13 protein-coding genes are annotated in these 13,519 nt (G+C 59.7%); all 13 read right to left on the bottom strand.

Annotated elements, in window-relative coordinates:
- Nucleotide 1: 1 nt before the first annotated feature.
- Nucleotides 2-1,243: an isocitrate dehydrogenase (NADP(+)) gene (icd, locus tag VJR90_03765; GenBank protein ID HKV96594.1), complete on the bottom strand. Its 1,242-nt coding sequence runs from the start codon at nt 1,241-1,243 to the stop codon at nt 2-4.
- Nucleotides 1,244-1,384: 141 nt separating this feature from the next.
- Nucleotides 1,385-2,305, bottom strand: coding sequence for a polysaccharide deacetylase family protein (locus VJR90_03760; GenBank protein HKV96593.1), 921 nt, complete (start codon nt 2,303-2,305; stop codon nt 1,385-1,387).
- Nucleotides 2,306-2,311: 6 nt separating this feature from the next.
- Entirely contained in the window at nt 2,312-2,611 is a 300-nt protein-coding gene (locus VJR90_03755) for a hypothetical protein (GenBank protein ID HKV96592.1), read from the bottom strand.
- A gap of 6 nt (nt 2,612-2,617) precedes the next feature.
- Nucleotides 2,618-2,899, bottom strand: a complete 282-nt coding sequence (locus VJR90_03750; GenBank protein ID HKV96591.1) for a hypothetical protein — start codon at nt 2,897-2,899, stop codon at nt 2,618-2,620.
- Nucleotides 2,900-2,980: 81 nt separating this feature from the next.
- On the bottom strand, nt 2,981-4,033 hold the full coding sequence (locus VJR90_03745; GenBank protein HKV96590.1) for a bifunctional UDP-4-keto-pentose/UDP-xylose synthase: 1,053 nt from the start codon (nt 4,031-4,033) through the stop codon (nt 2,981-2,983).
- The gene (locus VJR90_03740; GenBank protein ID HKV96589.1) at nt 4,030-4,974 is read right to left on the bottom strand and encodes a formyltransferase; all 945 of its coding nucleotides are present in this window, start codon (nt 4,972-4,974) and stop codon (nt 4,030-4,032) included. Before VJR90_03740 ends, VJR90_03745 begins: the two co-directional genes overlap by 4 nt.
- A gap of 117 nt (nt 4,975-5,091) precedes the next feature.
- A complete protein-coding gene (locus VJR90_03735) occupies nt 5,092-6,054 on the bottom strand; it encodes a glycosyltransferase (protein HKV96588.1) in 963 nt (320 codons plus the stop codon).
- Between the two features lie 12 nt (nt 6,055-6,066).
- Entirely contained in the window at nt 6,067-7,191 is a 1,125-nt protein-coding gene (locus VJR90_03730) for a DegT/DnrJ/EryC1/StrS aminotransferase family protein (protein ID HKV96587.1), read from the bottom strand.
- Between the two features lie 8 nt (nt 7,192-7,199).
- Complete coding sequence (locus tag VJR90_03725; protein HKV96586.1) at nt 7,200-7,571, bottom strand: 4-amino-4-deoxy-L-arabinose transferase; 372 nt, start codon at nt 7,569-7,571, stop codon at nt 7,200-7,202.
- Nucleotides 7,568-9,223 (bottom strand): glycosyltransferase family 39 protein, encoded by a 1,656-nt coding sequence (locus VJR90_03720; protein ID HKV96585.1) that lies wholly within the window; start codon nt 9,221-9,223, stop codon nt 7,568-7,570. Before VJR90_03720 ends, VJR90_03725 begins: the two co-directional genes overlap by 4 nt.
- A 159-nt stretch (nt 9,224-9,382) precedes the next feature.
- On the bottom strand, nt 9,383-9,817 hold the full coding sequence (locus VJR90_03715; GenBank protein HKV96584.1) for an NUDIX hydrolase: 435 nt from the start codon (nt 9,815-9,817) through the stop codon (nt 9,383-9,385).
- Between the two features lie 316 nt (nt 9,818-10,133).
- Nucleotides 10,134-10,475, bottom strand: a complete 342-nt coding sequence (locus VJR90_03710; protein HKV96583.1) for a hypothetical protein — start codon at nt 10,473-10,475, stop codon at nt 10,134-10,136.
- Nucleotides 10,447-13,518: a DNA methyltransferase gene (locus tag VJR90_03705; protein HKV96582.1), complete on the bottom strand. Its 3,072-nt coding sequence runs from the start codon at nt 13,516-13,518 to the stop codon at nt 10,447-10,449. The genes VJR90_03710 and VJR90_03705 overlap by 29 nt, the downstream gene beginning before the upstream one ends.
- Between the last annotated feature and the right edge of the window lies 1 nt (nt 13,519).

Here is a 13,519-nt window from a genome sequence, read left to right as displayed (position 1 = left end):
TTTACAGATTCTTGACCACCGCCTCGGCAAACTGACTGGTCTTGACCTCTTTCGCGTTCTGCATCTGGCGCGCAAAGTCGTAGGTCACGACACCCGAGGCCACGGTCTTGGCATAAGCCTTCTGGATCAGCTCGGCGGCTTCCTGCCAGCCGATGTATTCCAGCATCATCACGCCCGAGAACAACAGCGAACCGGGATTGGCCTTGTCGAGACCGGCGTGCTTGGGTGCAGTGCCGTGCGTGGCCTCGAATACCGCGAGGTAATCGCCGATGTTGGCGCCGGGAGCGATGCCCACGCCGCCTACTTCCGCCGCCACTGCGTCGGAGAGGTAATCGCCGTTCAGGTTGGGCGTGGCGAGCACGCTGTATTCGGCCGGACGCAGCAGCATCTGCTGGAACATGATGTCGGCGATCATGTCCTTGATGATGATCTGCTTGCCGGTTTTGGGATTCTTGAACTGCATCCACGGGCCGCCGTCCAGAAGCGTGGCGCCGAATTCGTCTTTGGCGAGATCGTAGCCCCACTGGCGGAACGCGCCTTCCGTGTACTTCATAATGTTGCCCTTGTGCACCAGGGTCACGGAGCTGCGGTCGTGGTCAATCGCGTAGTTGATGGCCTTGCGGATCAGGCGCTTGGAGCCGAACGCCGATATGGGTTTCACCCCCAGGCCGGCATCTTCGAAGAATTTGGCCCCCAGTTCTTTGCGCAGGAAATTCGCCAGCTTCTTGTTCTGGTCGCTGCCCGCCTGATACTCGATGCCCGCGTACACGTCCTCGGTGTTCTCGCGGAAAATCACCACGTCCACCTCTTCCGGCTTTTTCAGCGGCGAAGGTACACCGGGATAATGCTTCACGGGCCGCACGCAGGCGTAAAGATCCAAGTCCTGGCGCAACGTCACGTTCAAGGAGCGGAAACCACCGCCCACCGGCGTGGTCAGCGGTCCCTTGATGGAAACCACCAGCTCCTTGATGGCCGCGAGGGTTTCGTCAGGGAAGTAATTGCCGTCGTAGAGCTTCTGGGCCTTCTCGCCCAGGTAAATCTCGCACCAGTGAATCTTGCGCTTGCTTTTATAGGCGCGCTCCACCGCGGCATCCCAGATCTTGAGCGAGGCCGGCGTGATATCCACGCCAATGCCATCGCCGATCACGTAGCCGAGGATGGGATTTTCCGGCACATTGAGTTTGTCGTTGACCACGGAGATCTTCTTGCCGTCGGCCGGCAGTTTGACGTGCTTGTAAGCCATGAGGATTCCTTTTATGAATTCGTGGGAAAGATTTGTGGGAGCGGCGATATTCGCCGCGATCTTCGCAGCAAGTATCGCGACGGGGACCGTCGCTCCCACAACAGGACTTTCCCTACAACAGACGGGAAATTAGCGTGCAGATTATACCGGAGCGGGCGCGATCAGTGGACCCTGCAATGCGAGTGTGCCCGAACGGCCGTGAATTTCTGCCATCACCACTTCATGCACCGGCAGGGATTTGCGATTGAGTGTTGCGGCCATATCGCGTGTCGCCACCATTTCATAGCCTTGCGCTTCCCAGCCGGCCAGCAGTTTCTCGAACACCGACATCAATGCTATGCCTTCCAGCTCTGCATGCAGTGTGTAAACGTGGCCGTGCTCCGGCGCACGTTCGGTAAGTTTGAGCACATGTTCCGCCACGTTTTCAACCGTTATGCCGTCGGTCCCCACCAATTCATCGAGCGTCGGCAAGGTAGTGGGCAGTTGCGGCACGTTGAACGTGCGCCCACTCATGCTGGGCAGAAAGGGACCCGTGCCACGGGTATCGCTGGCGTAATCGAGCCGGAACTGCTCCTGCAGCGCCAGCACGTGCGGGTTGATCTGCCAGCCGGCCGCGCCGAAGGTCTTGGGTGCCGCGCCAAATACCGCTCCAAAGCGTGCCACGGCTTTGCCGAATTCCCGCGCGGTCCAGTCGGCGTTGCGGCGTACGACAAAATCCTGCCAGCGGATATGGTCCCAGGTGTGGATGCCCACCTCGAAACCGGCGTCGCGCACCGCACGCATCGCTTCCGCACCCTGCACGCCGATGTCCGGCCCCGGAATCAGCGTCCCGTACATGAGGGTCTTGAGGCCATAATTGCCGGCCACATTGGTGCGCAGCACTTTCCTGAGAAAGCCGGGGCGCAGCAGTCGGCGCAGCGCACGGCCAGTGTTGTCCGGCCCGAGACTGAACAGGAACGTGGCCTGAGCTTTATGTTCTCGCAGGGCGGAAACCAGCGCCGGCACGCCTTGCAGCGTGCCGCGCAGGGTGTCCACGTCAATTTTCAGCGCTAGCTGCGGCATTTTTATTCAGGGGTACGCCGAATCGTGATCTTCATGCACAGCCAGCACGCGCATGAAATCGCCGTGTCGGTAAGCAACGCCACGGATTCTCTGGCTGATGCGGAATGAATACAGGGATTGGCCCGCGGGACCGGGGCGCGACTTGATTTTTTCCCAATGCAAGCCCTTGTCCTGATAAATCTGCTGCCAGGTCATCTGGACAATCTTGCGGAAGGTGCCCATGGCTTCCTTGAGCCCGCGTTCCGACAAGTGGTGCAGCGCGGCTTGTAAATCCGGATCACTGAGATCAAGCCGCGCTGTGGTCATGTGGCGCTATTTTTTCCTTCTTTTTGGCCGAATCAGCTCACGTTCCAAGACATCGAGATCGGCATCCTGTGGCGGCGTGTTTTCCGCCCGCCGGATGGAGCGGGTCAGTGCCGCAGCAGTCTTCGGCTCATGCAGCCACAGCTCGTCTTTGGGAATTACGGCCACGCCGGTAATGAGCCACTTCTCGTCACCCACCTCCTCGATGGTGATATGGCGACCGGCGTATTCCTTGCCCAATGAGATCTGGCCGTTTGTGCCGATGACCTTGAATTTTGCTGTATGCGCCATAAGGAATTTCCGTGCCGTACTAAGATACAAAGGCACGATAGCACGAATATAGTCCACAAACAAATACAGTGCGTCTGTGGCTTACACGCTCTCCTCCACCAGCCTGCGCGCCTCGGCCACGTCACCCTTGTAGAACTCGAAGATCCTGCGTAGCGCGCTCTGCATGTCCACCTTGGGTTCCCAGCCAAGTTCCTTGCGGGTATGGTCCACGTTGGGCACGCGGTTTTCGACGTCCTGGTAGCCCTTGCCGTAATAATCGTCGGCTTTCACGTTCAGCAATTTCACCTGTTTGGCGCTGTCTCGGTACTCGGGAATGCTCGCGGCGATCTCCAGCATCATGTCTGCCAGTTCCTTGACTGAATAGCTGTTCACCGGATTGCCGATGTTGTAGATGCGCCCCTTGGCCACGCCGTCCTTGTTTTCGATGATGCGCATAAGCGCATCCACGCCGTCGTCTATATATGTGTAAGCGCGCTTGCGCGCGCCGCCGTCCACGAGCTTGATGTTCTCGCCGCGCACGATCTGGCCAAGAAACTGGGTGACCACGCGTGAGCTGCCTTCCTTGGGCGTGTAAATGGAATCCAGACCCGGCCCGATCCAGTTGAACGGCCGGAACAGCGTGAAATCCAGGCCCTGCTTGCTGCCATAGGCCCAAATGACGCGATCCATGAGCTGCTTGGAGCAGGAGTAAATCCAGCGCTGCATGGGAATCGGCCCGAGGATCAGCTCTGAGGAGTATGGATCGAAGCCCAGATCGCGGCACATGCCGTACACCTCTGAGGTCGAGGGGAACAGCACGCGCTTTTTGTATTTCACGCAATATCGCACAATCGGCAAGTTTGCCTCGAAGTCCAGTTCGAACACGCGCAGAGGATCCTGCACGTAAACCGCCGGGGTCGCGACGGCCACCAGCGGCAGTACCACGTCGCACTTGCGCACGTGGTACTCGACCCATTCCTTGTTGATAGTGATGTCGCCCTCGAAGAAATTGAAACGCTTGCGGCCGATCAGGTCTTCCACCTTGCTGGTGAACATGTCCATGCCATGGACTTCCCAGTCGGTCGTCTCGAGTATGCGCCGGCTCAGATTGCTGCCGATGAAGCCGCTCACGCCCAGAATCAGGATTTTCTTCACGCTTGATCTCCTAAAGACAATGATTGATTGCCGCAATGTTCCGCCATGCGCGCCGCATCCATGGCCACGCCATCGAGTTCCAACACCACCACTTCGATACGCATGCCATCGCCGCAGTCCGCGTAACACCGGCCCTCTTCGACATACAGCGTCGGCCGCGGGTGGCGCGCCGCCTCGCCGGCATAATGGCTGCGCAGAACCCGGAGCGGCTTGCACTCGGCGGTGCTGAACGCGCCGGGATACGGCGGCGCGACGGCGCGCACGAGGTTATGCACGGCCTGCGCCGGCTGTCGCCAGTCAATGCGCCCGTCCTCGGGACCGCGCCGGCCGAAATAGCTGCCGGCCTTCAGATCCAGCGGCCGACGCGGCGCCCTACCGGCAAGCAAAGCCGGCAGACAGCGATCGAGCACCACCTCGGCGGCCACCGTCACCTTGTTGAACACTTCAATGGCGGCATCGTCGGGCAGGATCGGCACCGCCTGCTGGTCCACGAGATCGCCGGCATCCGGTTTGGCTTCCATATAGTGCAGGCTGGCGCCGGTTTCGCGCTCGCCGTGAATGATCGCCCAGTTCACCGGCACGCGGCCACGGTACTTCGGCAGCAGCGAGCCGTGCATGTTGAGCGCGCCGCGGCGCGCGACTGCGAGCAGCGGCGCCTTCAACATGAAGCGGAAATAAAACGAGAACAGGAAATCCGGCTTGAGCGCCGCGATTTTGGCCACGAATTCCGGTGCATTGGGATTTTCCGCAATGACCACCGGCACGTGGTTGAGTTCCGCCAAGCGCCGCACGCTCCCGAACCAGATGTTCTCGCGCGGATCATCCTCGTGCGTGACCACCAGCGACACCTTGACGCCGTGCGCCAGCAGCACCGACAGGCAGCGCACCCCGACGTTGTGGTAGCCGAATACGACGGCAGTAGCGTTCTTCCGTGCCGTCATTTCGCAGGCCTATTCGGCAAATCCTCCCTACCCCTCTTTGCAAAAGGGGGGAGCGCGCTTTGCGCGCGGGGGGATTTTTCGCAGATGTCCGTTTTGCCGGGTACGCCGGAAGACACATCAATCATCTTGATTCTTCTTTTCCAAAATCGCGCGCACCAGATAGCGTGGCCGACGCTGGACTTCCTGGTAAATGCGCCCCACGTACTCGCCGAGCAAGCCGATACCAAAGAGCGCAATCCCGATCAGGAAGAAGGCGATGGCGAACAGCGTGAACACGCCCTGCACCTGCGGGCCCTCGACGAGGCGATCTACCACCATGTAAACGACCAGAATGCCGGCCAGAATCGTGATGATGAAACCCGTGATGGAGAAGATCTGCAGCGGCATCACCGAAAAACCGGTGACCAGATCGAAGTTCAGGCGGATGAGCTTGTACAGCGAATATTTGGAACGCCCGGCCTGACGCTCGTTGTGCTCGACCTCGATCTCCACCGGCTTGGTGGCGTACAGGTAGGCGAGTGCGGGAATGAAGGTGTTGAGCTCGCTGGTATTGTTGATGGCGTCAATCACCTCGCGGCTGTAGGCGCGCAGCATGCAGCCCTGGTCAGTCATGCGCACACGCGTGATGCGTTCGCGCAGCCGGTTCATCATGTGCGAAGCCAGCTTGCGCCATGCGGCATCCCGGCGCTTGCGACGGATGGTGCCGATGTAATCGTAGCCTTCATCCATCTTGGCAAGCAGATTGCCGATTTCCTCGGGCGGGTTCTGCAAGTCGGCATCCAGAGTAATCACGCGCTCGCCGCGCGTGGCGCTGAATCCGGCGAGGATCGCGGCGTGCTGCCCGAAGTTGCTCTGCAACAGCACCACGCGCGTCACGTCCGGGCGCTGGGCGAACTGCGCACGCAACAGCGCGGCCGAGCGGTCATGACTGCCGTCGTCCACGAACACGCATTCATAGCGACGCCCAAGCGCATCCATGGCCGGATACAGGCGCGCGAACAGCGTCGGCAGCGATTCTTCCTCGTTATACACGGGAATCACCACCGATACCTGCGGAATGCCTTGCAATTTGTTTGCCATGCTTGATCCGTGTCAACCCATCTCGAGGCAGGTGGCCAGCGCTGCGCGCACGCGTTCCACGTCGGCAAACGCCATGGCCGGAAACAGTGGCAAGGTCACGGTTTCCAGGCCGATACGCTCGGCATTGGGGAACTGGCCTTCGCGGTATCCCATGTTCCGGTACAAGCTGAACTGATTGAGCGCCTGATAGTGGATGCCCAGGCCGATGCCGCGCGCGTGCATGCGCTCACGCAAGGTCTTGCGGTCCGGGCAGACGCGATTGTAACGCGGCAACAGCGTGAACATGTGCCAACTGTGGCCCTGATCGCCGCGCGCCGGCACCACGCCCAGTTTCTCGTCGCCCAGCAGGTCAAAATAGCGGTAGGCCAGTTCCCGGCGCTTTTTGTTGAATTCATCCAGATGCTTCAACTGACCCAATCCAACCGCCGCCGCCACATCGGTCATATTGTGCTTGCTCGCGGGCCGGGTCACGTCCATGGTGCCGTCACTGTGCTTGGTGATGCCATGGAAACGCAGGATTTCGAGTTGCCGGATTTCCCCGGCATCGGCCAGCGACACCGCTCCGCCTTCGATGGTGGTGAGATTCTTGTTGGCGTGGAAGCTGAACACCACGAGATCGCCGAAGGAGCCGATCTTGCGTCCTTTATATGCCGTACCGATGGCCTGGGCCGCGTCTTCCACCACGCGCAGTCCGTGTTTTTTGGCAAGCGCGTACACCGCGTCGAGGTCCGCGGCCAGGCCGTTCAGGTGCACCGGCATGATGGCGCGGGTTTTTGAAGTAACAGCGGCGGCGGCCTGATCCATATTCAACGCGCGGGTCTTGAGGTCCACGTCCACGAGCACCGGTTTCGCGCCGAGACGCAGTGCCACGTTGGCGGACGCGGCAAAGGTCATCGCCGGCACGATCACCTCGTCGCCGGGCTTCACGCCCGCGATCACCAACGCCTCTTCGAGCGCGCCGGTAGCGTGCAGGAAACTGCGTACCTGCCGCCCGCCGCCCAGATACTCGGCCAGGCTCTTTTCGAACTCGGCCACCTTCGGTCCGGTGGTAATCCAGCCGGAACGCAGCACCTCGGCCACGCTCTCGATGGTTTCTTCGTCAATGCTCGGGCGGGTAAACGGCAAATATTCAGGCATGGCGCATTTCAGCCTTTGGCCACCAGATACACGCCCACGATGATCACCGCGATGCCGGTGATGCGCACCGCGGAGAGCGCTTCGCCCAGCAGCAGCCAGGCGGCAACTGCGGTCACGACGTAGCCCAGCGACAACATGGGATAGGCGATGCTCACCGGCACGCGCGACAGGGCCAGGATCCACACCACCACGCTCACCACGTAGCAGGCCAGGCCGCCGAGAATGTGCGGCTCGAAGGCGAGTTTCCAGCCGGCCGCCATGATGGTGGCAAGCTGCAGCTTGATCACACCCATGTGCTGCACGCCCGCCTTGAGCAGCAGTTGCGCGGCGGCGTTCAACAGCACGCCGGTAATCACCAACAGGAAACTGATAAGGTTCATGGTTTCTTCACCGCCACGCGCTCCGGATCCCGTCCGATGATTTGCATGGGTACGCCTTTGTTCTGCAGCACAGCATAAGTGGCCACCGGCATCACCGCCAGTGCCTGCGGGTCACTCTGCCAACGACTTATAAAGGTATCCAAGTCCGGAATCCACTGCTGCGGTGCCCGTTGGATGCCGTAATACAGTTCGCCCTGGTAGGCAACCAGCGTGAGGGTGCGCTTGAGATAAAACGGCAGCGACTGCTGGTAATCGTTGAGGCTGTAGAACGGTACCTCCGGCTTGTTGTACGGCGCAATCTGCGCTGCCAGCGAACGACCGGAATAAACCGGCGAAAACGCCTGCGCGCCGCTGGTGACGATTTGGGTGCCGATAAACAACCCGACCGCGAGCAACAGCGTAGCCGCACTCGACTGACGGAAATACGCGTTGATAAAAGCTGCAATCGCCACAATCAGCAGCAGCGCACAGCCGCCGACCAGCCAGGGCAAGAACTCCCGGTACATGGGCAGCGAGACAGCACTGCCTTCGCGCAACAGCCCCGGTGCGAGCCACAGAGTGGCGACCGCCACTGCCATGCCGAGCAGCGCACTCAACAGCAGATCGCCACGACGCCGCTGCGCCAGCTCGTAACCCACGAGCAGAGCCAGCGCCGGGAATATCGGCAGAATATAGCTCGCGAGCTTGGAGCTCGAAACGGAAAACAAGAGGAACACCAGCACGCACCAGGTCCACAGGAACAACCGGTGGTTGAATTGCCCCGGCTGTGTCTGGATTTCCTTGCGCTGCGACAGGCCGACGATGGCGCGCACGAACTGCGGCCACCACGGCAGAAGACCGAACAGCAGCACCGGAACAAAATACCACCATGCGCCCGGGCGGTGCGCTTCCGGCGTCAGGAACCGGTAGAAATGCTCGAAGATAAAGAAGTGGAACGCGAATCCCGGGTTGCGCAGCGACACCAGCACGTACCAGGGTGCGGCAATCACGATGAACAGCGCGATGCCGCCGTAAACATGCAGTTGCTTCCAGCGTTTCCAGTCTCGCGCAATGAGGGTATAGATGATAAATGTCGCGCCCGGCAATACCACGGCTTCCAGGCCCTTGCTCAACATGCCGAGCGCGGCCGCGATCCACGCCAGATACATCCAGCCGCGGCGTGCGTTGATCTGATTTGCATCGGCGCTGTGCATCGCGAACAAGAACGCGAACACGCTCAGACACATGAAGAAAGAGACGCCCATGTCGAGCGTGTTGAAGTGCCCCATGATGACGTAGTACATGCTGCTCGCGAGCAACAGCGCCGCGCACCAGGCGGTACGTCGGTCGAAAAGTCGCCAGCCCGCCCACGCGGTCATTAATATCCCCAGCAATCCGGTGAGCGCAGTCCACAGGCGCGAGGTCCAGTTGGACTGGCCGAACAGTTCATAGGCCACCGCCGTGGTCCAGTACTGCAATACCGGCTTCTCGAAATACAGCAGGCCGTCGAGACGCGGCGTTACCCAGTCACCCGTAGTCACCATCTCGCGCGGAATCTCCGCGTAGCGGCCCTCGTCGGTCTGGAACAGATCGCGGTACTGGAGATTGGCGAACCACAGCACGGCGAAGCACACTGCCGCCAGGATGACCAGGATGCGCGTCGTGCTGGACATGCGGTTCCGGGGAAAAGTTATTCTGCTGGAGCGGCGCAGTATATACGCAAACGCCTGTTTTGACCTTGTCGTCATTCCGGCGAAGGCCGGAATCCAGTCATTCAAATCCTGGGCCCCTGCTTCCGCAGGGGTGACGAACGACTGAAGCTTTGCAAGGTTCTAAACCCGCAGCGGTGTCAGCATGCCGGTTTCACGATAGCGGCGATAGTCCGACAGAATCAGTGCGTGATCGAATGCCAGCTTGGGAAGTTTGAGCGGATCGGCCAACATCACCCTGCCAGCGTCGTCCCCCGCCCGCGGCTCGCCTCGCGCCTCTGCCACATACACCGCACTCACTGTATGGCCGCGCACGTCGCGCGCCGGATCGGAATAGCAACCAAGCAAGGCTTTCAAGCAGACCTTGAGCCCGGTTTCCTCCTCGGCTTCGCGGACCGCAGCGCGCTCCAGCGTTTCGCCCACGTCCACGAAACCGCCGGGCAAGGCCCAGCCGTGCGGCGGATTGCGCCGCTCGATAAGCACGATGGGCCGCTCGGGCCGGTCAGCCAGTTCAATGATGAGGTCCACCGCGAGCAGTGGCGTGACGGGATGCGCCATAAGAGTGCAAGCCGCGCTCAGGGTTTCAGCGCGGTCACTTTCCCGTTGCGGCTGACGTAGATCGGCGTGCCATGTTGCCTGGCAATTTCCCGCGCGCGCCGCGCGGCGCGTGTAAGCGCCTTGTCCGCAGATTTTGATAAGGGTGAGAGGGCCTGCCGTTTACTGCTCCGCTTCATGGTCCTTGCTCCAGCAAATGAAGGCTATCTTCAGAATTATGGCAATGCCCATATTAGCAGTCGGCAACAAACACTCGTAAGCATGCCCAGGGGATTGTCTTGCACACCCCCTTGGAAGTGCGTCATGTCTTTGCCTATACTCACTGCGACCTCAAGCCAGCCAGGGCAAAACCGCCGGTTGCGTGCAACCGACGTACCCAATCACCTCGAGCATGGGAGTGAACCGTATGAGCAAAGGCTTGGACAAGAGAAAAGAGACCAGGAAGAAACCCGCCAAGACCCTCAAGGAAAAGCGCGCCGAGAAAAAAGCCAAGAAAGAAACTCGGGGCTTCTAAACCGGAAAACCGGCGCACCATGGCGACGCCGACCTGATATTTCAGCAGCCGATAGCTTTGCGGGAACTGCTTCGAATACCCGATGGCAAGCTCGTGGCGCATGGATTGTTGCGACACCTCATCCGTCGGCAGCGGTTGGCGGGCCATGGGTCCCAGCCGCTTCTGCAAATTGCTCTACACCAACCGTGACGGTGCGCAACCGCACCCTACTTTCTGTTATGACGGCGCTTGGGTTTTGCGGCGGCGGGTAGGAGTGTGGTGTATTTCTGGTAGAGGTCAAAGAGAAAAGCCACGCGCTCTGCGTCGGAATTGAAATCCTTTTTGCCATACGCGCATCCACCGCACGGTCCAGTGCTGCGTGCGCCTGGCGTAAAGCCGGCGGCATGGCCACGGGATCGTAGAGGTCCGCGAGCGATGCGTCGGGGAATTGTTTCCGTGCATCCAGCACACCTTGCGCGCCCGTTTCGATGGCAGCGCGTAATTTCGCAGATCGTTCGTCCTGAGCGTAGGCCACGTCCGTGGCCGAAGTCGAAGGACGTTTCGCATGCACTTCGACTTCGCCGGCCGATGGCCGGCTACGCTCAGCGCGAACGGAGGGGGCGGAAGCGACCAATTCCGGCCAGGGATAGTTGCTGTAAACAATTTGATTGGAATAGCGATAGTCGCTTTTCAAACGTCCCGCCACATACCTCACCCAGGCCATATGCATGGCGGAGGACAGAATACCAAAATGAAATTTCTTGGCATCAGGAATAATCAGACACAGATTGCTTGCAATTACTTCCGGTCCAAAGAACCCAATCGGGATATAGGGTCTCCGTTCAGACGAAACACTGGGTATAGCAAGATAGTTGCTATCCGGCTGAGACACAAAGGCAAACTGTGTGGGATATTCCGCCAACTCACGGGTTGCGAGTCGCTTACTGGAGAGGCGGAACTTCTTTACTGCTTCGATGCGTTCCATCACAAGCGGCATGGTACGCAACTGATCTGGAGAAACGCCCTTTAGCCACAGACAGTAGCGCGGGATATTATTGATAAGCTCATCGCTACCCATGTAACGATGGATGAGTTTCTTAGCTTTCGGCTCGCGTTCGATAAAGGCTTTCATTTCCTCTTCGGTAAACAGAAATCCACCACCATCTATCGGTTGATTACCAAATCGGATTTCAGGAACTTGGGAAACAGGTGTATCTCGCCGGCCAATGAGCACATCTACCGCATCCACCAAGTAGGGATTGATATTTGTCGCGGCGGTTTCGTGAGGATCGCCCTTGATGTCAGGGTAATCTAAAATCCGCTTGTCCGCGGTATCGAACAGGGCAAAGCCGATGATGACGCAATGCACCGCCGCCATGCCGCGGGCTTCGTTCATCCACTGAAAAGTGCGGTGGGCAAAGTAGATTTTTGTCCCCTGACCCAATAACCAGCTCCACAGCACCGCCACCTGCTCGCCCTGGGTGATGGAATTGGTGGAGACGAAAGCAATTTTCACTTTGTCCATCGGCGCCTTGCCACCCAGTTCCATCAGCAAGTCCTGTGTGTGCGCATCCCCTTTCAGGTACTGCACCGCCCTCACGTACCAGGCAGTCACGTAATCCAGCAAACCGTAGGAAGGAATATCGCCGCACACGCTTTCCATGTCGGCACGCTGTCTGGCTTCCATGTATTTCGCGCCCACGAACGGCGGATTGCCGAGAATGTAATCTACGCGCTCCGCCGAGATCACCTCGTTCCAGTCAATCCGCAGCGCATTGGCGCAGCGAATGGTGGCCGCGTGGGTGAGCGGCAGGCGCCGGTAGTAAAAGCCGAATTCCTCCGACACCCGCATGTTCATCTGGTGGTCCATGAGCCACAGCGCTACCTGCGCGATCTGCGCCGGAAATTCCTCCAGCTCGATGCCATAGAACTGATCCACGTTTACATTGATGAGCGGGATCACGTCCATGACGCGCTGGCCGCTTTCCCGCTCGAAACGCAGCATGGCGCGCAGAATACCCAGTTCCAGCAGCCGCAGCTCGCGGTAGGCGATGACCAGGAAGTTTCCGCAACCGCAGGCGGGATCGAGGAAATGCAGCGCAGCGATTCTCTTGTGCAGCTCGAACAGGCGGTTGCGGTTGCTCCTGGCTTTCTCGAGTTCCACACGCAGCTCGTCCAGAAACAGCGATTTCACCACCTTGAGGATGTTTTTCTCGCTGGTGTAGTGGGCGCCGAGATTACGCCGCGCCTGGTCGTCCATGACGCTCTGGAACAGCGCGCCGAAGATGGCGGGGCTGATGCGACCCCAGTCCAGCGCACAGCAGTCCAGCAGCGCCGCGCGCATGCCGGAAGTAAAGGCCGCCACGTTCAGCCGTTCTTCGAACAACTTGCCGTTCACGTAAGGGAAGGCCGCGAAACGTTCGTCGAGATTCTTCTGGCGCCGATCCTCCGGCATGTTCAGCACCTGGAACAGCAGTTCAAGTTGCGATCCCAGGTCGCTGCCGTCATCGCGGGTGCAGGTTTCGAGCCAGTCGCGGAACATGCCTTTCTGGTCGAAGATGGTGGTGTCTTCCGCAAACAGGCAGAACAGGAGCCGAACCAGCAGCACTTCCAGATCGTGTCCCACATAGCCGCCGGCCTTGAGCTGGTCGTGCAGCCGGCCCATTTTCTCCGCGGCCTTGATGTTGACCGGGTCCTGTTCCTGGATGCGCTGGGTGGTGTAACCGGCGATGAAGCCGAACAGGCCGATGTTTTTGTGCAGGTCGGCGAGCGGGAACTCGTTTTGCTGTTTTTCTTCGAGATCGTAAAGGCGGAAACGGGCAAAATCCGAGACAATCACGTAGCGCGGCAGGTCGCGTTCCGCCAGGCCGTCAAAGTAATCGAGCGCTTGGACATAGGCGGAATCCAGATCCTTGTCCAGCGATTTGTGCTCCGCGATCAGCACACCCTTCCACAACAGGTCAATGAACCCGGTGCCGGTGGGCTTACCTCCCTTGCGGAACAAATCGCTTGCTTCCAGGCGCTGCCTCACAGGCCGGACGAATTCCTCAAAACTGGCAACCCGCCGGCGGCTCACGCCAAAGACGTTGAAGAACTCGTTCCAATAAGTCTGGGCTTCAGCCCGCTCGCGCCGCTCGCCCGCCCACTCGTGCGCGAATTTCAGCGCGCGGTCGCGGATTTCGTTGGGTGAAAGCGGTTGGGATTGCGGCATG

It is taken from the genome of Gammaproteobacteria bacterium (assembly GCA_035279405.1).
In the GTDB taxonomy this organism is placed as follows: Bacteria; Pseudomonadota; Gammaproteobacteria; order Natronospirales; family REEB76; genus REEB76.
This window is presented reverse-complemented; position numbering and strand designations above follow the sequence as displayed.